16 protein-coding genes are annotated in these 19,041 nt (G+C 57.8%); 3 read left to right on the plus strand and 13 right to left on the minus strand.

Going from position 1 to position 19,041, the window contains the following annotated elements:
• Nucleotides 1-9: 9 nt before the first annotated feature.
• The 5 genes from amtB to ACR809_RS19480 all read right to left on the minus strand — a co-directional run bounded on the left by amtB (nt 10) and on the right by ACR809_RS19480 (nt 5,957).
• Nucleotides 10-1,296 (minus strand): ammonium transporter AmtB, encoded by a 1,287-nt coding sequence (gene amtB, locus ACR809_RS19460; RefSeq protein ID WP_004152876.1) that lies wholly within the window; start codon nt 1,294-1,296, stop codon nt 10-12.
• 33 nt (nt 1,297-1,329) lie between these two features.
• On the minus strand, nt 1,330-1,668 hold the full coding sequence (gene glnK, locus ACR809_RS19465; RefSeq protein WP_002891893.1) for a P-II family nitrogen regulator: 339 nt from the start codon (nt 1,666-1,668) through the stop codon (nt 1,330-1,332).
• Nucleotides 1,669-1,911: 243 nt separating this feature from the next.
• Nucleotides 1,912-3,690, minus strand: coding sequence for a SmdB family multidrug efflux ABC transporter permease/ATP-binding protein (locus tag ACR809_RS19470; protein WP_004178754.1), 1,779 nt, complete (start codon nt 3,688-3,690; stop codon nt 1,912-1,914).
• The gene (locus tag ACR809_RS19475; protein ID WP_122051514.1) at nt 3,683-5,455 is read right to left on the minus strand and encodes a SmdA family multidrug ABC transporter permease/ATP-binding protein; all 1,773 of its coding nucleotides are present in this window, start codon (nt 5,453-5,455) and stop codon (nt 3,683-3,685) included. Before ACR809_RS19475 ends, ACR809_RS19470 begins: the two co-directional genes overlap by 8 nt.
• 43 nt (nt 5,456-5,498) lie before the next feature.
• Nucleotides 5,499-5,957, minus strand: coding sequence for an Lrp/AsnC family transcriptional regulator (locus ACR809_RS19480; protein WP_002891873.1), 459 nt, complete (start codon nt 5,955-5,957; stop codon nt 5,499-5,501).
• A 115-nt stretch (nt 5,958-6,072) separates the two neighbouring features.
• Here ACR809_RS19480 and ACR809_RS19485 point away from each other — a divergent pair, with 115 nt between their 5' ends.
• Nucleotides 6,073-7,125 (plus strand): PLP-dependent cysteine synthase family protein, encoded by a 1,053-nt coding sequence (locus ACR809_RS19485; protein WP_009307943.1) that lies wholly within the window; start codon nt 6,073-6,075, stop codon nt 7,123-7,125.
• A gap of 44 nt (nt 7,126-7,169) precedes the next feature.
• On the opposite strand, the gene cof is transcribed toward ACR809_RS19485, so the two are convergent.
• On the minus strand, nt 7,170-7,988 hold the full coding sequence (cof, locus tag ACR809_RS19490; RefSeq protein WP_004151335.1) for an HMP-PP phosphatase: 819 nt from the start codon (nt 7,986-7,988) through the stop codon (nt 7,170-7,172).
• Nucleotides 7,989-8,115: 127 nt separating this feature from the next.
• On the opposite strand from cof, the gene ACR809_RS19495 reads away from it, so the two are divergent.
• Both ACR809_RS19495 and queC read left to right on the plus strand, forming a co-directional pair.
• Nucleotides 8,116-9,816, plus strand: a complete 1,701-nt coding sequence (locus tag ACR809_RS19495; RefSeq protein ID WP_122051515.1) for an SgrR family transcriptional regulator — start codon at nt 8,116-8,118, stop codon at nt 9,814-9,816.
• Between the two features lie 66 nt (nt 9,817-9,882).
• Nucleotides 9,883-10,584 carry a 7-cyano-7-deazaguanine synthase QueC gene (gene queC / locus ACR809_RS19500; RefSeq protein ID WP_002891863.1) on the plus strand — a complete coding sequence of 234 codons (702 nt, stop codon included), beginning with the start codon at nt 9,883-9,885 and terminating at the stop codon, nt 10,582-10,584.
• A 111-nt stretch (nt 10,585-10,695) separates the two neighbouring features.
• Here the strand turns inward: queC and ACR809_RS19505 are convergent, their stop codons facing one another.
• From ACR809_RS19505 to clpP, 7 genes are all read right to left on the minus strand, one after another.
• Nucleotides 10,696-11,097, minus strand: a complete 402-nt coding sequence (locus ACR809_RS19505) for a YbgC/FadM family acyl-CoA thioesterase (protein WP_002891860.1) — start codon at nt 11,095-11,097, stop codon at nt 10,696-10,698.
• Nucleotides 11,098-11,208: 111 nt separating this feature from the next.
• Nucleotides 11,209-11,577, minus strand: a complete 369-nt coding sequence (locus ACR809_RS19510) for a helix-hairpin-helix domain-containing protein (RefSeq protein ID WP_004191677.1) — start codon at nt 11,575-11,577, stop codon at nt 11,209-11,211.
• Between the two features lie 148 nt (nt 11,578-11,725).
• Nucleotides 11,726-13,600: a peptidylprolyl isomerase gene (ppiD, locus tag ACR809_RS19515; RefSeq protein ID WP_004177252.1), complete on the minus strand. Its 1,875-nt coding sequence runs from the start codon at nt 13,598-13,600 to the stop codon at nt 11,726-11,728.
• 214 nt (nt 13,601-13,814) lie between these two features.
• Complete coding sequence (gene hupB, locus ACR809_RS19520) at nt 13,815-14,087, minus strand: nucleoid-associated protein HU-beta (protein WP_002444653.1); 273 nt, start codon at nt 14,085-14,087, stop codon at nt 13,815-13,817.
• A gap of 209 nt (nt 14,088-14,296) precedes the next feature.
• Complete coding sequence (gene lon / locus ACR809_RS19525; protein WP_004151336.1) at nt 14,297-16,651, minus strand: endopeptidase La; 2,355 nt, start codon at nt 16,649-16,651, stop codon at nt 14,297-14,299.
• Between the two features lie 183 nt (nt 16,652-16,834).
• The gene (clpX, locus tag ACR809_RS19530) at nt 16,835-18,109 is read right to left on the minus strand and encodes an ATP-dependent protease ATP-binding subunit ClpX (RefSeq protein ID WP_002891807.1); all 1,275 of its coding nucleotides are present in this window, start codon (nt 18,107-18,109) and stop codon (nt 16,835-16,837) included.
• A gap of 250 nt (nt 18,110-18,359) precedes the next feature.
• Complete coding sequence (gene clpP / locus ACR809_RS19535; RefSeq protein WP_002891804.1) at nt 18,360-18,983, minus strand: ATP-dependent Clp endopeptidase proteolytic subunit ClpP; 624 nt, start codon at nt 18,981-18,983, stop codon at nt 18,360-18,362.
• Between the last annotated feature and the right edge of the window lie 58 nt (nt 18,984-19,041).

Below are 19,041 nucleotides of genomic sequence, written 5' to 3' on the forward strand. Positions count from 1 at the left end.
GCTTTTTTATCAGGCGTTATAGGCGTTTTCGCCATGGCTGTTGACGTCCAGCCCTTCGCGCTCCTGCTCTTCCGGCACGCGCAGCCCGACGGTCATATCCGCCACTTTGTAGCCGATGAACGCCACAACGCCGGACCAGACCACGGTGATGGCGATACTTTCCAGTTGCACCAGCAGCTGATGGCCCATGGTGACGCCTTCCGCATAACCGACGCCGCCCAGAGAAGTCGCCGCGAAGATACCAGTCAGGATACAGCCGACGATGCCGCAGACGCCGTGAACGCCGAAGACGTCGCAAGGATCATCCACACGCAGCCAGCGTTTCAGCGCAGTCACGCCCCAGATACCCGCCAGGCCAGAGGCGATACCGACGATCAGCGCCCCGCCGACACCGATATAACCACACGCCGGCGTAACGCCAACCAGACCGGCAATTGCCCCGGAGCAGGCGCCCAGCAGTGAAGGTTTGCCGCGCAGAGCCCATTCGCCAAAGGTCCACGCCAGGATAGCCGCAGCGGTCGCCACGACGGTGTTAACGAACGCCAGGGCCGCAATTTCATTCGCTGCGCTGGCAGAGCCGGCGTTGAAGCCGAACCAGCCCACGTAGAGGATAGCGGTGCCAGTGAACACCATCGGCAGGTTATGCGGTTTGAACGCTTCTTTGCCGAAGCCCACGCGTTTGCCCATCATATAGGCGCCCACCAGCCCGGCGACCGCGGCGTTGATGTGCACAACGGTGCCGCCGGCGAAGTCCAGCGCGCCATGGGTCGCCAGCAGACCGCCGCCCCAAACCATATGCGCAATCGGCACGTAGGAGAGTGTCATCCACACCACCACGAAGATCAGTACCGCGGAGAAACGAATACGTTCCGCCAACGCCCCGACAATCAGCCCGACGGTGATGCAGGCGAACGAGCCCTGGAATGCCACGTGGATATACTGATAGAAGGTGCCCATCAGCGCTTTCAGCTCAATATTTTTCAGCATCACCCAGTCAAAGCTGCCGAAGAAGCTGCCGCCGGTGCCGAAGGCCAGGGTATAGCCATAAATCACCCACAATACGCAGACCAGGCCAAAGGTGACAATCACCTGAGTCAGCATGGACAGAACGTTCTTACCGCGGATCAGGCCGCCGTAAAACAGCGCAATCCCCGGGATAGTCATAAACAGAACCAGCGCGGTGCAAATCATCATAAACGCGTTATCGGCTTTGTCCGCCACCGCAGGCGCGGCCATCGCCAGCCCCGGCAGAAGGGCTAATGCCCCCAGACCCGATTTCATTGTTGCCATTTTCATTGTTTCGTTCCCCATCACTGTGTGGTCTGGAAATTACAGTGCCGCTTCGTCAGCTTCGCCGGTACGGATGCGAATGACGCGCTGCAATTCAGCGACGAAAATTTTGCCGTCGCCAATTTTTCCGGTGTAAGCCGCTTTGCTGATGACATCGATGACTTCATCCAGCTGATCGTCGGCAATCGCCACATCAATCTTCACTTTTGGCAGAAAGTTGACGCTATACTCGGCGCCGCGGTAGAGCTCCGCGTGACCTTTCTGACGGCCAAATCCTTTGACTTCAGTGACCGTCAGGCCCTGAATGCCGATGGAAGACAAAGCTTCACGCACGTCTTCCAGTTTGAATGGTTTGATTACCACGGTAACCAGCTTCATAAGTCCCCTCCAGTCAGTATTCGGTAATGGCCGCAGCTAACACGATGGATATAAAGCAAGGGCTATGCCAGAAATGAAAAAAGGCCGCAAAGCGGCCCTTTGATGGCAAAAAACAGGGGACAGGTCAGGCAATATCCTGCGCAACGGCGCCTGGCGCGCAAAAATGCACCACAACGGTGCATTTGATGTAACGTTTTTGCACCATCGCAGGCCGCCCAGCGTTCCCTGCCTGCTGGTGGTGCATCAGGCGCTGAGCGACTCCTCTCTGGCGCTGGCCGCCAGCTCTTCGCCGGCCAGCTGCAGCTGATACATCTGCCAGTAGCGGCCTTTCGCCGCCAGCAGCTGCTGATGGGTGCCCCGCTCGACAGCCTGACCTCGATGCAGAACCAGGATGGTATCGGCCTCCACAATGGTCGACAGCCGATGGGCAATAACCACGAGGGTGGTATGCTGGCGGACCTTCGCCAGCGCCTGCTGGATCGCCTGCTCGGTACCGGAGTCGATGTTTGCCGTCGCCTCATCCAAAATCAGTACCTGCGGGGTGTCCACCAGCACGCGAGCCAGCGCCAGCAGCTGCTTCTGCCCGACGGAGAGATTATTGCCCTGCTCGCCCAGTTGGGTGTACAGCCCATCGCTCATGCTGCGCGCCACCGCCGCCAGCTGCACCGCCTCCAGCGCTTCCCAAACCTGCGCCTCACTGATGTCCCGGCCCAGCGCGACGTTGGCGTAGAAGGTATCCGCCAGCACTACGGGATCCTGTTGCACCATCGCGATGCCCCGACGCAACGCGCTGTGGCTGAGGGATGCGAGCGGTCGACCATCGATGCGGATCTCGCCGTGGGTTAACGGGTAATAGCCCATCATCAGACTGGCGAGGGTACTCTTTCCGCTGCCGGTATGTCCGACCAGCGCCACGAAGCTGCGGGAGGGAATATCCAGCGTGATATCCTGGAGAACCAGACGGTCCCCCCGGTAAGCAAAGGAGAGATGGTCAATTTCCACCCGACCGCTGCTCAGCGGCGCGTCATCCGCACCCCACGCCTGGCGCGGGCGATCCATCAGCTCGAAAACGCGCTCGCCGGCGACCACCGCCTGCTGCAGCATCGACTGCTGGGTGGTCAGCTCGATAAGCGGCTCGTTAAGGCGTCCAAGATAGCTGATAAACGCGTACAGGACCCCAACCTCGATCGTGCCCACCGCGCTAAAGCCGAACAGCATCAGCAGCCCGCACAGCACCAGCGAGGAAAAAAGGCTCAGCAGCGGGCGCAGCAGAAAACCGTCCAGGCGCAGCGTCTGCATCCGCGCCAGATAGTGGGCATAGCTGGCCTCGCGCATCCGTTCGCCAAAGCGCGCCTGCTGGCGGAACTGCTGGATGACGCCCATGCCGTTGATCACTTCGTTGAAGCCATCGTTGATGTCGGCAAGCCAGGCGCGCACCCGCCGCACGATCGGCGTGCTATAGCGCTGATAGATAATCATCACGATCAGCACCGCCGGGAAAATCGCGATCGCCACCAGCGCCATCCGCCAGTCGAGGCTAAACATCGCCACCAGCATCGCGCCGATCAGCGCGGCGCTGCGCAGTACCGTAGCCACCACCGTCACGTACAGATCGCGAATGACTTCCGTATCGTTGGTTACCCGTGAGATAAGCTGCCCAACCGGCTGGGTATCAAACTCGCTGAGCGGCTGATGCAGGGCGGCATCCATCACGTCGCTGCGCAACTGCTGGACGACGCCGACCGCGGCGCGGTTAAACAGCAGCGACTGGTTATAGTGCAGGAGCGCCGCCAGCAGCTGCAGGCCGATATAGGCTACCGCCAGGCCGGCCACCAGCTTCAGCGGCAGCGTATGTTTCGCCACCATGTTGTCGATGAAATAGCTGATAAGCAGCGGGCCGCTCACTTCCGCCGCCGCCGCAATCCACATCATCGCCACCGCGATGGCCAACGGCTTGCGCCACGGTGAACCATAGGCCAGCAGGCGTTTAAGCGTTGGCCAGAGTTCGGTAAAGCTACGCATCCAGGGCCTCCTCTTGCGTCTGCGGAACCTCGTCGAGCGCGGCCTCCAGCTGCTGATATCGATACATGTCGCGGTACCAGCCGGGCTGCACGGCCAGCGCCTCGTGGCGGCCTCGCTGGGCAATATGCCCATGCTGCAGTACCAAAATTTCACTGGCCTCGGTGAGCGCCGACAGGCGGTGGGCGCTGATAATGACCGTCCGCCCCTCCCCCCACTGGCGCAGGTTATGTAGGATCTGGTGCTCGGTGCGGCCATCCACTGCCGATAAGGCATCGTCGAGGATCAAAATTTCGGCCTCCAGCAGCAGGGCGCGAGCAATAGAGATGCGCTGTTTCTGGCCGCCGGAGAGCATCACGCCGCGCTCGCCCACTTCGGTCTCGTAGCCCTGAGGCAGACGCAGAATGTCGTCATGCACGCTGGCCAGTTGTGCAACCCGCTCAATCTGCGCCTGCGTCGCGTCCGGTTTTCCCAGCGCGATATTATTGGCGACGGTATCGGAGAATAAAAATGGCGTCTGATTGACCACCGCCAACCGGGCGCGCCAGCTGTCGAGCTGCAGAATCGGCAGCGGCAGATCGTGAAAGCGGATCTCGCCGTGAGTGACGTCAAAATGGCGCTGCAGCAGCGCCAGAATGGTGCTTTTGCCGGCGCCCGTCGGCCCGCAGATGCCCAGCATTTGCCCCGGCTGGAGAGTAAAATTTACCTGCTCCAGCGAAGGTTTGCTCGCCTGCGGATAGATGAAATCGCGGATAGCAACCTGCAGGACGCCGCGGCCTGCCGGCACCGCCTCGGTCCCGTCATCCACCGCCAGCGCCTCTTCAAGCATCGTGCGGATACGACCATAGGCCGCGCTACCGCGCTCCACGATGTTAAACATCCACGCCAGCGCCAGCATCGGCCAGATCATCAGGCCAAGATACATCACGAAGCTGGTCAGCTGGCCCAGGGTCAGGCTGCCGTGGATCACCATCCAGCTGCCGCCGCCGATGGCCAGCAGGTTAGCGGCCCCGATGGCGATATAGATGGTGGGGTCGAAGCGGGCGTCAATGCGTGCCACGCGCATGTTTTTCGCGCCGGTATCGGCAGCATCGGCAGCAAACTGCGCCGACTGGCGATCCTCCAGCCCAAACGCCTTAATCATGCGGATGCTGGTCAGGCTCTCCTGCGTGCGATCGTTGAGGCTGGAAAAGGCCGCCTGAGCAACGCGAAAACGTTCGTGAAGCGCATCGCCGTTACGTTTGATCGCCAGGGCCATCAGCGGCATCGGCAGCAGCGCCAGCAGAGTAAGCTGCCAGCTAATCTGCGTCGACATTACAATCAATACCGCACAGCCCATCACCAGGGAATCCACCAGGGTTAATACTCCTTCGCCAGCGGCAAACACCACCCGGTCCACGTCATTGGTGGCGCGGGCGATAAGATCCCCGGTGCGATGGCGCAAATAGAACGCCGGATGCTGGCGGCTCAGTTGCCGGTAAAAATCTTCCCGCAGCTCAACCGCCAACTGGTAAGAAGCGCCGAACAACAGCACGCGCCAGACATAGCGCAGCAGGTAGACCATCACCGCGATCAGCACCAGCGCGCCGATCCACATCCACACCTTCTCCGCGGTGTAATGCTGTTGCGTCACGCCGTCGACCACAATGCCCACCACCTTCGGTGGAATAAGCTGCAGGACGGCAATAATGACCAGCAGGGCAATTGCGCCAAGATAGCGGCGCCACTCCCGGCGGAAGTACCAGCTGAGTTGAGCAAATAATCGCAAGCAATAAAATCCTGATTTTGTAATGGGTTACGGCGCAATACCGTTATTCGACAGGCAAGGCGGTGGTATATTTTATCTGTTCCATGGCAAAACTCGAAGTGACATCCGACAGACCAGGCACACTATTCACTAAACGTTTATAAAAGTCGTCATAGCGTTTCATATCAGCCACCTGCACCCGTAGCAGGTAGTCATACTCCCCCGCCATCCGCCAGAAGCCGAGCACTTCCGCCATCTGCGTCACTTCGCTCACGAACTGACAGTACCAGTCGCTGCTATGATGCTGAGTCTTGATCAGGACGAACGCCGTCAGCCCCAGCCCCACCTTTTCCGCGTCCAACAGGGCGACGCGCCCGCGGAGAATGCCCTCGTCTTCGAGCCGTTTCAGGCGTTTCCAGCAGGGCGTGGTGGTCAGATTAACGGCATCGGCCAGCGCCTGCAAAGAGAGGGTGCAATCTTCCTGCAGTAGCGCCAGCAGCTTACGGTCAATTTTATCTAGCATTGGGCATCCTCAGAGAAAATTTTGCTCTCATAATGGTAATCCACAGGTTAAATGGCAACAATTTTTCCTGCGCTTTCCGCTAAGCTAGGCACAAAATGACAAACAGGAAATCACGATGAATAGCGCCTGGGTTAAACATGCCATTAGCGAAATCAACGCTGACTATCAGCGCTCCGCCGACACGCACCTGATCCGTCTGCCGCTGCCCGCTTTTCCGGGCATCCACCTGTATCTGAAAGATGAAAGCACCCACCCCACCGGCAGCCTGAAGCATCGCCTGGCGCGGTCGCTGTTTCTCTATGGCTTGTGCAACGGCTGGATCAAAGAAGGCACGCCGATTATAGAGTCCTCCTCAGGGTCAACCGCCGTTTCGGAGGCCTATTTCGCCCGCCTGCTGGGGCTGCCGTTTATCGCTGTGATGCCCTCCTGCACCGCCAGACGCAAAATCGAACAGATCGAGTTCTACGGCGGACGCTGCCATTTTGTGCAGAGCGCCGGCGAAATCTACGCGGCTTCCGAAACGCTGGCCCGCGAGCTGAACGGCCATTATATGGATCAGTTTACCTTCGCCGAGCGGGCCACCGACTGGCGCGGCAACAACAATATCGCCGACAGTATTTTCCGCCAGATGAGCCATGAGCCGCACCCGCAGCCGTCATGGATCGTCATGAGCGCCGGCACCGGCGGCACCTCAGCGACCATTGGCCGCTATATTCGCAGCCAGGGCTACGAGACGCAGCTGATGGTCGTTGATCCGCAGAATTCGGTGTTCCTCGATTACTGGCAGACCCGCGACGCCAGCCTGCGCAGCCCGGTCGGCAGCAAAATTGAAGGCATCGGACGGCCGCGCGTCGAGCCGTCGTTTATTCCCGACGTTGTCGATGAGATGCTGCGCGTGCCGGATGCGGCGAGCGTAGCCACCGCCCTGTGGCTGGAAACGCAGCTTGGGCGCAAGGTCGGCGCCTCGACCGGCACCAATATGTGGGGCGTATTGCAGCTGGCCGCGCGGATGCGCGAGGAAGGTCGCACCGGCTCGATAGTGACACTCCTGTGCGACAGCGGCGAGCGTTACCTGGAAAGCTATTACAACCCGCAGTGGGTGGCGGACAATATCGGCGATATTGCGCCCTGGCAGGCGGAGATCGCCGGTCTGGTCGAAAGGCGATAAAAAAAGCCAGATAGAAGCCTATCTGGCTTGCTGGAAGGGTCTCTCTATTCGGGGGAATAAGGAAGATCAGGATTATCCAGCCAATGAGTTAAAAAATGGGAGACTGCCTGATTCCGGCAGTCGCCAATTACCGGCAGATGCGGCAGCTCGGCTTTCAGCTGCGGCATCGCGTTGCCCATGATGAACCCCCGCCCAACGCTGCCCAGCATCTCGCGGTCGTTCATCGCATCGCCAAAGGCCATGCACTCCTGCAGGGTGAAGCCTAAATGCTGGCTGAGCACCGCCAGCGCCGCGCCTTTATTGCAGCCAACCGGCAGCACCTCCAGACAGTCCATTGCCGAGAAGCAGAGAAATGCGCGATCGCCCAGCGTCTCATTCAGCTGGATCCGCAGACGGCGCAAATCGTCATGATCGCCGCAGAAACAGATCTTGGTGACATGCTGCGCCGACATACGCTTTAGATCGCACAGTTGATAGTGAAAGCCGCTGAATACATGCGCTTGCAACAATTCAGGCCTTGCCTGGCCGGTGAACCAGCCGCCATCGTTAAAGACGTGCATGCTGGCCTGGGTATCCCATTTGCCGTGCAGCACCGCTTCCGCCGCCTCGGGAGCGAGATCCTGGCGATAAAGCTCCTCCCCTTCCAGCGAATGGATGCGCGTCCCGTTGCCGGTGATCAGAAATGCATCAAGGGAAAATTCGCCAATCACATGGTGCATCTCCAGCACATGGCGGCCGGTGGCGAAGGTCAAGGTGATATCGCGCTCACGCAGCCGTTTCAGCGCGGAAAGCGTCTTTTCTCCAAGACGATGGTCCGGCATCAGCAGGGTGCCGTCCATATCAAATGCCGCCAGTTTTGCCATGGTATATTCCCCGATGTGTGATGGGCTTCGCTTGTGTTGCAGTATCACCTGGGATATACGGAAGTAATAGTGAATAGATATTATTAATTGTTCCGGGTTTACAGCGGCCCGGTGGACGACGGCCCCCATGCGACTCTTACACCGTTTAAATCAATACCAGCGCCTATGGCAACCCTCAGCCGGGGCGCCGCAGCAGGTCACCGTCGGCGAACTGGCGGAGCGCTGTTTTTGCAGCGAGCGCCACGTCCGTACTCTGCTGCGTCAGGCGCAGGAGGCCGGGTGGCTAAGCTGGCAGGCCAGCTCCGGGCGCGGCAAACGCGGACAGCTCTCATTTCACAAAACCCCGGAAAGTCTGCGCAACGAGATGATGGAGCAGGCGCTGAACAACGGTCAGCAACAAATCGCGCTGGAGCTGGCGCAGCTTGCCCCGGTGGAGCTGAAAGCCCTGCTCCATCCCTTCCTCGGCGGTCAGTGGCAAAACAATACCCCCACGCTGCGTATTCCTTACTATCGCCCGCTGGAGCCGCTGCGTCCCGGCTTTCTCCCCGGCCGCGCCGAGCAGCATCTGGCCGGACAAATCTATGCCGGGCTGACGCGCTTCGACGAAGGCGACAATATGCCGATCGGCGATCTGGCGCACCACTGGCAGGTCTCCCCGGACGGCCTGCGCTGGCATTTTTATATCCGCTCCACGCTGTGCTGGCACAATGGCGATACGGTGGAAACCGCGCAGTTGCGACAGCGGTTACTGCTGCTGCTTGAGCTGCCCGCCTTGCGGACCCTCTTCGCCAGCATCAGCCGTATCGATGTCACCCATGCCCAGTGTTTAACAATAACCCTGCATCGCCCTGACTACTGGCTGCCGTTCCGCCTCGCCAGCTACTGCAGCGTGCTGGCGCATCCCGACGATCCGGCCATTGGCTGCGGACCGTTCCGCCTGAAGCGGTTTAGTCCGGAACTCGTCCGCCTGGAAAACCATCCCCGCTACCACCTGCAGCATCCGCTGATCCAGGCGGTGGAGTACTGGATCACTCCTCAGCTCTTTGACCGCGATCTCGGCACCAGCTGCCGCCATCCGGTGCAGATCACCATCGGCGATCGCGAAGAGCTGCATAATCTGCGTCAGGTCAGCAACCGTATCAGCCTTGGCTTCTGCTATTTGACCCTGCGCCACAGCCCTCGGCTTAGCAAAGCGCAGGCCCAGCGGCTGGTGTCAATAATCCATCACTCGTCGCTACTGGATACACTGCCGCTGGAGGAGGATCTGATTACGCCAAGCCATGAGGTGCTGCCGGGATGGTCCATCCCGCAGGGACCGGCAAACAACGCGGTACCGCTGCCGGCCAGGCTCACCCTGCTCTATCATCTGCCGGTCGAGCTACATGCGATGGCCGAACAGCTGAGGCAACGTCTGGCTCTGCTGGGCTGCGAGCTGACGCTCCTGTTTCACGACGCTAAAAACTGGGAAGGCTGCCAGGATCTGGGGCAGGCCGACCTGATGATGGGCGACCGTCTGATCGGCGAAGCGCCGGAGTACGCCCTGGAACAGTGGCTGCGCTGCGATATGCTGTGGCCTAATTTGCTGACCGGGGCGCAATATGCTCATCTGCAGGCGACATTAGACGCGGTGCAGTCTCAGCCCGACGCTCGCAGCCGCAACGATGCGCTGCGCAACGTATTTAACAGCCTGATGGAAGACGCCATCATGACGCCGCTGTTCAAGTATAACTATCGGATCAGCGCGCCACCGGGGGTCAATGGTCTGCGCCTCAACGCCCGGGGCTGGTTCGACTTCGCCAGCGCCTGGCTGCCGGCCTCGTCGACGTGAGAGAGCTGGTGATGGAGGGCGTCTGGCGCTACCATATCGCCTTTATTCATTTAGTCAGGAATTGCCATGAAACGCGCCGTAGTTGTCTTCAGCGGAGGACAAGATTCAACCACCTGTCTGGTGCAGGCTCTGCAACAGTATGATGAAGTGCATTGCGTCACTTTTGATTATGGCCAACGCCACCGCGCGGAAATCGACGTTGCGCGCGAACTCGCCCTGAAACTGGGCGCCGTCGCGCATAAAGTGCTGGACGTCACTCTGCTCAACGAACTGGCAGTCAGCAGCCTGACCCGCGATAACATTCCGGTACCGGACTATCAGCCTGATGCCGAGGGTATTCCCAACACCTTTGTCCCCGGGCGTAATATTCTGTTTTTAACCCTGACGGCAATCTACGCCTATCAGGTAAAAGCCGAAGCCATCATCACCGGCGTGTGCGAGACCGACTTCTCTGGCTACCCGGACTGCCGCGATGAGTTTGTCAAAGCGCTGCACCACGCCGTCAGCCTGGGGATGGCGAAAGACATTCGCTTTGAGACGCCGCTGATGTGGCTGAATAAAGCCGAGACCTGGGCGCTCGCCGACTACTGGGGTCAGCTGGATCTGGTGCGCCGGGAAACCCTCACCTGCTACAACGGCATTAAGGGCGATGGCTGCGGCCAGTGCGCCGCCTGTAACCTGCGCGCAAACGGACTCAACCAGTATCTGGCGGACAAGGTCGGGGTAATGGCGGTGATGCAGCAAAAAACCGGACTGGCGCAGGCATAATCTCCGGGGATCGATTTACCAGAGCTTTGACTCAAATTCCCCGGTGGCGCGATGCTTACCGGGGCTACGGGTTCATCACCTGCCGTGGGCCCGCCACTCGCACGACGGTTGTCAGCGCAGGTTCATCTGGTCAAGTTTCGCACGCAATTCCCCTTCCAGCGGCAGCGCCTTCTGGGTTTTCAAATCGATACAAACGAAGGTAATCAGCGCATCGGCCACTACTTCGCCATTGGGGTTGAGGGTGACCACCTGGCTTAGGGTGCCGCTTTTGCCGTTGAGTTGCTCCAGTTTGCTGCTCACCGTCAGCACATCGCCCAGTACCGCCGGACGACGATAGTTAATATTGATATTCACCACCACGAAGGCGATGTTTTTCTCCATCATCCACTGAAACGCGGGGCTGTTTTCCAGGCCGTCCCAGCGGGCTTCCTCAAGGAACTCCAGGTAGCGAGCGTTGTTCACATGCTGGTAGACGTCCAGATGATAGCCGCGAACTTTAATTTGTGTCTGCATAGCACTAATGCCTTTCTGTTATTGTTGTTTATGAGGTAAGAGGTCACACCACTTGATGCAACCTCTTTATCCTGGCAAAAAATCACCGCTGTGCAAGGTCTGGCATAAAATTTACAGCGTCAGATGGGCTAAATTGCGCTCCACCAACGCGCTCCCCATTCCCGGGACCTGCTTCAGATCATCGAGGGTTTTGAACGGCCCGTACTCTTCGCGGTAGCTGACAATGGCCTGGGCTTTTTTCAATCCTACGCCATTCAACGCCTGCGCCAGCTGTTCGGCGCTGGCGCGGTTAATGCTGACCTTTGTCGCCCCGTTGTCAGCCTCGCCGGGCACCGCTTCCGCCTTCGCCGAAGAGGACGCCTGCACATTTTCTTTATTCACTGCCGCTTTGCCGCTGGCGGGTGCCGCCAGCGCCCCCTGTACCCCTACCGCAAAAACCAGAACGCCCGCGGCCATCAGTGCTTTTATTCCATATTTCATGCTGATATCTCCTTGTGTGTAGACAGCAAGGTCACGATAGCGTCAGTGCGGATGGTCGACAAAAGGCAAATCACAGAAATGGAAAGGGCCGCGAAAGCGGCCCTTGAGGATTACATCGTGTTGCTCATTTTTGCGAGACGACGCGAAATTACTGCTGCTGGTCGATGCTGTCGCCGAGCTTAATTTTCGCCGCCTTGCGCAGGTTGCTCATCAGCGCTTCGAAAGCGATTTGGGCATTGTTCTGGGTGATCCCCTGAACCATGGCCTTCTTCTGCTCTTCCGGCATGCTGCCGGCTTTCACCTCATCCAGCGCTACCAGCACCACATCGCCTTGCATATTGCTGCCCACGCCGTAGACCGGTTTACCCTGCTGCGGCAGCGGCAGGGTAAATGCCAGCTGGCTCAGCGGATCCTGACCGGTACGAGAAAGCGTCTGCGGCGCGCCAAAGCTCAGGCCAGCCGCCTTCATCGCTTCATCGCCTTTGCCGTCTTTCAGCGCCGCCAGCAGCTTGTCGGCCTCCAGTTTCGCCTGCTGTTCCGCTTTATTGTGCTTAACGATATCGCTAACCTGTGCCTTCACTTCGGCAAGCGGCTTCACCGCCTCGGCTTTGTGTTCGCTAATGCGCAGAACAAAAGCGCGATCGCCGTCAACGGTAATGATATCGGAGTTGCTGCCCGGCGCGCCGTTCTCACCCACCAGACCGCCGTTGAAAATAGCGTCAGCGACCGGTTTAAAGTTCAGCTCCTCCGGCAGGTTATCGCGGCCAAACCAGCCGGTTTCTACGACCTTCAGCCCGGCGACCTGCGCTGCGCTCGCCAGCGATTCATTATCGTTGCTGGCCGCATCGCTCACCTTCTGCTGCAGCGCGTAGTAAGCATCCAACGCTTTTTCCTGCTTCACTTTCGCCGCAATGTCATTACGCACGTCAGCCAGCGGCTTCACCTGCGCCGGCTGGACGTCGTCCAGACGAGCTACCAGGAAGCCAACCGAGGATTTGATCACGCCAGACAGCTGGCCTTTCTCTTTCAGCCCGGCATCTTTCAGCTCAGGCACGGTAGAGGCATCTTCCATCCACCCCATATCGCCACCGTTGCGGGCAGAGATAATATCGGTCGATTTTTCTTTCGCCAGCGTGGCGAAGTCCGCTCCTTTTTGCAGCTCGGCCAGTACCGCTTTCGCATCGGCTTCAGTTTTGGTCTGAATCACGCTGTAGCGGTTGCGCTGCGGCTGAGTGAACTGATCCTTGTGCTGGTCGTACCATGACTGAATCTCTTCGTCAGAGGCGCTCTCCTGCATGCTGGCGGCATCCATTTTGATGTAGCTGACGCGGAACTGCTCCGGCGCCATAAAACGGGCCTGATTCTGCTGCCAGAAGGCGTTGATTTCCTCATCGCTGGCGGTCTGTTTTGCCGCCAGGGCATTTACGTTGATGGTCGCTTCGCGGACCACCCGCTGTTGAGATACCAGCGCCGCCAGCTGATCGGACTCGCCCGGCAGCATGAAGTCGGTACCCGCAATGGCGTTAATCAGCTGCTGCGTGGTCAGCTGGTTACGCAGCGCCTGGGCGTACTGATCGGTGGTCATCCCCATCTGGGCGACAATACCACTGAAACGCTGGTTGTCGAACTTACCGTTCGTCTGGAACGCCTGGGTCTGGAAGATCGCCTGCTTCACCTGCTCATCGCTGATGCTGAGGCCCAGCTCGCGGGCATACTGATCCAGAAGCGACTCATCGATCAGGCGGTTCAGCACCTGCTGGCGCATGGTTTTCATGTAGTTTTCGTTCGCCGCCAGCTCGGAGAATTGATCGCCAAGCTGCTGCTGCATACGGTTACGTTCGCTGGCGACGGCGTTTTCAAACTGCCCACGGCCAATCTCCTGGCCATTCACTTTTGCGGCATAGTTTTTGCCACCGCCAATCAGGTAACCACTCACCCCGGTCAAAATGAACGAGACGATAATGATACCGAAAATAATCTTGAGCACGACGCTGTTGGCGGCCGTGCGTAGGTTGTCCATCATGGTGTAACAACGCTCCGCTGTAGATGACTTTAGCTCGCGCAGCATAGCACGTGATGGCCGCCGCGCGTGAGGACGTATTTTGACAAGAAAACAGGGTGATTGTCAGCCCACAAGTGGCGATAAACACACATAAAGTGGTCTGAAAAGGCAATAAAAAAGGCACATCTCACGATGCGCCCTTGTACTTCGTCACATTCCCTGACGGGAAAGCCGATCAGTTCACCGCGTCTTTCAGCGCTTTACCAGCACGGAAGCCCGGCACTTTTGCGGCAGCGATAGTAATTTCTTTACCTGTTTGCGGGTTGCGACCAGTACGGGCGGCACGTTCTTTAACAGCAAAGGTACCAAAACCTACCAGCGCAACGTCATCCCCAGCCTGCAGAGATTCAGTAACAGAAGCGATTAAAGCATCTAACGCACGTCCAGCTGCAGCTTTAGAAATGTCCGCACCCGCAGCAATTTTGTCAATCAGTTGAGATTTATTCACTGTTCTCTTCCTCTCTTTATAATTTATATCGCACCTGAGTCCTTCATAGTGCGACCGCGCAGCAGTTATATCAGGACTGTCATGCCCTTACAACAGCAGTTGTCGATGACCCCCCTGCCAGCGATCTAAGTTAGCTACACAAAAAAAGGCTGGCAAGTCCGAAATGACTTACCAGCCCTATTTTTATTAGCGCAATTTGCGCAGAATCACTATTTCGCGGTCACAACCTGCATGCCGAACGGTTCGTTCTGCAGCGCAAGTGTCAGAACTTCCTCGATTCGTTTCACCGGATGAATATCCAAATCGGCGATAACGTTATCCGGAATTTCTTCAAGGTCGCGTTTGTTCTCATCAGGAATCAGAACAGTCTTAATGCCGCCGCGATGCGCCGCCAGCAGTTTTTCCTTCAGACCGCCGATCGGCAGCACCTGACCACGCAGAGTGATTTCACCGGTCATCGCCACATCAGCGCGTACCGGGTTGCCGGTCAGGCAGGAGACCAGCGCCGTGCACATGGCAATACCCGCGCTCGGACCATCCTTAGGCGTCGCCCCTTCCGGCACGTGCACGTGAATGTCACGCTTCTCGTAGAAGTCGGCGTTAATGCCCAGCTTGTCAGCCCGCGAACGTACCACCGTCAGCGCAGCCTGAATCGACTCCTGCATCACCTCGCCCAGCGAGCCGGTGTAGGTCAGCTTGCCTTTGCCCGGCACGCAGGCGGTTTCGATGGTCAGCAGATCGCCGCCCACTTCCGTCCACGCCAGACCGGTCACCTGACCGACGCGGTTCTCACTATCGGCGCGGCCATAGTCGAAGCGCTGTACGCCGAGATAATCATGCAGATTCTCACCGTTAATTTCGATGTGTTTCAGCGATTTATCCAGCAGCAGTTGCTTAACGGCCTTGCGGCACAGCTTGGAGATTTCACGCTCCAGGCTACGTACCCCCGCTTCCCGCGTGTAGTAACGAATAATGCCGATAATGGCGCTATCGTCGACGGTCAGCTCGCCTTTCTTCAGCGCATTACGTTCGATCTGCTTCGGCAGCAGATGACGTTTGGCGATGTTCAGTTTTTCATCTTCGGTATAGCCGGAGAGACGAATCACTTCCATACGGTCCAACAGCGGCGCCGGAATGTTCATGGAGTTGGAAGTCGCCACGAACATCACGTCGCTGAGATCGTAATCCACTTCCAGATAGTGGTCGTTAAAGGCCACGTTCTGTTCCGGATCCAGCACCTCAAGCAACGCGGAAGCCGGGTCGCCGCGCATGTCGGAAGACATTTTGTCGATCTCGTCCAACAGGAACAGCGGGTTTTTGACCCCCACTTTCGCCATTTTCTGGATCAGTTTGCCCGGCATCGAGCCAATGTAGGTCCGACGATGACCGCGGATTTCCGCTTCATCGCGCACGCCGCCAAGCGCCATACGAACGTATTTCCGTCCGGTCGCTTTGGCGATGGATTGACCCAGCGAGGTTTTACCTACCCCCGGCGGTCCCACCAGACAAAGGATTGGCCCCTTGATTTTGTTCACCCGGCTCTGCACCGCGAGATATTCAAGGATGCGATCCTTCACGCGCTCCAGGCCATAGTGATCGGTATCGAGGATCTCCTGGGCCTGACGCAGGTCTTTTTTGACCTTACTGCGCGCATTCCACGGCACCTGCACCATCCAGTCGATGTAGCCACGCACGACGGTCGCTTCCGCAGACATCGGCGACATCATCTTCAGCTTCTGCAGTTCCGCTTCGGTTTTTTCTTTCGCCTCTTTCGGCATTTTCGCCGCGTCGATCTTACGCTTCAGCGCTTCGTTTTCGTCCGGGGCGTCGTCCATCTCGCCGAGTTCTTTCTGAATCGCTTTCATTTGCTCGTTCAGATAGTACTCGCGCTGGGATTTCTCCATCTGCTTTTTGACGCGGTTGCGAATGCGCTTCTCAACCTGCAGCAGATCGATTTCCGATTCCATCATCGCCATCAGATATTCCAGACGTTCGTTAACGTCGGACATCTCAAGCACAGACTGCTTGTCAGCCAGCTTCAGCGGCATGTGCGCCGCGATGGTATCCGCCAGGCGCGCCGGATCGTCGATGCTGTTCAGCGACGTCAGCACTTCCGGTGGGATCTTCTTGTTCAGCTTGATATAGCCTTCAAACTGGCTGATAGCGGTGCGAACCAGCACTTCCTGCTCGCGTTCGTCAATCGCCGGCGAGTCGAGATACTCCGCTTTCGCCGAGAAATGCTCGCCATTATCAGACAGCGCAGAAATGCGAGCACGCTGCAGCCCTTCGACCAGCACCTTCACGGTGCCGTCCGGCAGCTTCAGCATCTGCAAAATAGACGCCACGGTTCCAACGGTGAAAAGATCGTTTACACCCGGCTCATCCGTCGACGCTTCTTTCTGCGCAACCAGCATGATTTTTTTATCATGGTCCATGGCCGCTTCGAGGCAACGGATAGATTTTTCCCGCCCTACGAACAGGGGTATGACCATGTGCGGATAAACCACCACATCGCGCAATGGCAATACGGGGATTTCAATGCGTTCAGAACGCTCAGGATTCATAGAGCTCTCTCTTAGTTTAAAGTCCGCCAGGTAGCCGACGACGCCACACTCCACTGCATCGTCGTTAATATGTAATCCAGTATATGGGGATGTATTCCACACATTCAACGGCGGGAATGCAGGAAAAATAAAAGGGGAGATAAAATCCCCCCTTTTTGTTAACTGCTTGAGTGAAATGGTTAATTATTCACCAGATGCCTGCTGAGCTTCCGGTTTGCCGTAGATCAGCAGCGGTTTGCTCTGACCGGCGATAACCGACTCATCAATGACCACTTTTTCGACATCTTCCATCGAAGGCAGGTCATACATGGTATCCAGCAGCGCCGCTTCCACAATTGAGCGCAGGCCACGGGCGCCGGTTTTACGCGCCATCGCTTTCTTGGCGATAGCGTCCAGCGCTTCGTCGCGGAATTCGAGCTCTGCGCCTTCAAGGCTAAACAGCGCCTGATACTGCTTGGTCAGGGCGTTTTTCGGCTCTTTCAGGATCTGGATCAGGGCTTCTTCGCTCAGCTCGTTCAGGGTCGCCACTACCGGCAGACGGCCGATGAACTCCGGGATCAGACCAAACTTGATCAGATCTTCCGGCTCGACCTGAGCCAGCAGTTCCCCTTCGCTCGCTTTGTCGGACTTCGCTTTTACCGTCGCGCCAAAACCAATGCCGGAGCCGGTTTCCACACGGTGGGAAATCACTTTGTCCAGGCCAGCGAACGCGCCGCCGCAGATAAACAGGATCTTGGAGGTATCAACCTGCAGGAACTCCTGCTGCGGATGTTTACGCCCGCCCTGCGGCGGAACGGCGGCAACGGTCCCTTCGATAAGCTTCAGCAGCGCCTGCTGCACGCCTTCGCCTGAGACGTCGCGCGTAATCGACGGGTTATCGGATTTACGCGAAATTTTGTCGATTTCGTCGATATAAACGATGCCGCGCTGCGCTTTCTGCACGTCGTAATCGCACTTCTGCAGCAGTTTCTGAATGATATTTTCGACGTCCTCACCCACATAACCGGCTTCGGTCAGGGTGGTGGCGTCCGCCATGGTAAACGGCACATCCAGCAGGCGCGCCAGCGTTTCCGCCAGCAGCGTTTTACCGGAACCGGTCGGCCCGATCAGCAGGATGTTGCTTTTACCCAGCTCTACGCCATTGCTGGTATCGCCATTGCGCAGACGCTTGTAGTGGTTGTATACCGCGACCGCCAACACCTTCTTCGCCTGTTCCTGACCGATGACGTAGTCATCAAGGTGGTGGCGAATCTCGTGCGGCGTCGGCAGCGCGCTGCGCTCGCGGTGCGGCGCCACTTCTTTAATCTCTTCGCGAATGATGTCGTTACATAAATCAACGCATTCGTCGCAGATATACACGGATGGCCCGGCGATCAGCTTACGCACTTCATGCTGGCTTTTGCCGCAAAAAGAGCAATACAACAATTTGCCCGATCCATCTTTGCGTTTATCTGTCATGAGTCCAAACCTCTTTTTAAGTTCTTTGTGCCGCACACGACGACGCAAATGCCATTCTCAGGCGCAAGCCGCCATATAGCGTTGTGCCGCCCTTCATTAGTATATACACAAAATCCTTCGCGCTACATCGAGCCGGTAGCGAAGCCACCGGCCGCAAGCCTGCCAGACAAGCGGCCGAATAAAAGCCAACCGCTCGCACAGACGTGGCGAGAAGGATGAAGCGTAAAGCGGCACCCTTGCGCCTTGGGCATCAATTACGATGGGTCAAAATAGAGTCGACCAGCCCGTACTCCACGGCTTCCGCAGCAGACAGGAAGCGGTCACGCTCGGTGTCACGCTCAATCTGCTCAAGAGACTGGCCGGTATGATGCGCCATCAGCTCATTCATGCGTCCTTTCACCTTCAGGATTTCACGGGCGTGGATCTCAATATCCGTCGCCTGTCCCTGATAGCCGCCCAGCGGCTGGTGGATCATCACGCGGGAGTTCGGCAGGCAGAAGCGCTTGCCTTTCGCCCCGGCGGTCAGCAGGAACGCGCCCATAGAAGCGGCCTGCCCCATACAGATGGTGCTGACATCCGGCTTGATGAACTGCATGGTGTCATAAATCGACATCCCGGCGGTGATTACCCCGCCCGGAGAGTTAATGTACAGGTAAATGTCTTTTTCCGGGTTTTCCGCTTCCAGAAACAGCATCTGCGCCACGATCAGGTTTGCCATGTGGTCTTCGACCTGGCCGGTCAGAAAAATGACGCGTTCCTTAAGCAGACGGGAGTAGATATCAAAAGAACGTTCACCGCGTGAGGTCTGTTCAATGACCATCGGCACCAGGGCCATATGGGGTGCAAAGTTGTCTCGTTCGCCACTGTATGACATTTCCGTCTCCTGGAGTAATTTTAAAATACCTGCTGCACTGATTGTAACCTTACGGACG

It is taken from the genome of Klebsiella sp. CD33 (genome assembly GCF_051992865.1).
Classification (GTDB): domain Bacteria; phylum Pseudomonadota; class Gammaproteobacteria; order Enterobacterales; family Enterobacteriaceae; genus Klebsiella; species Klebsiella pneumoniae.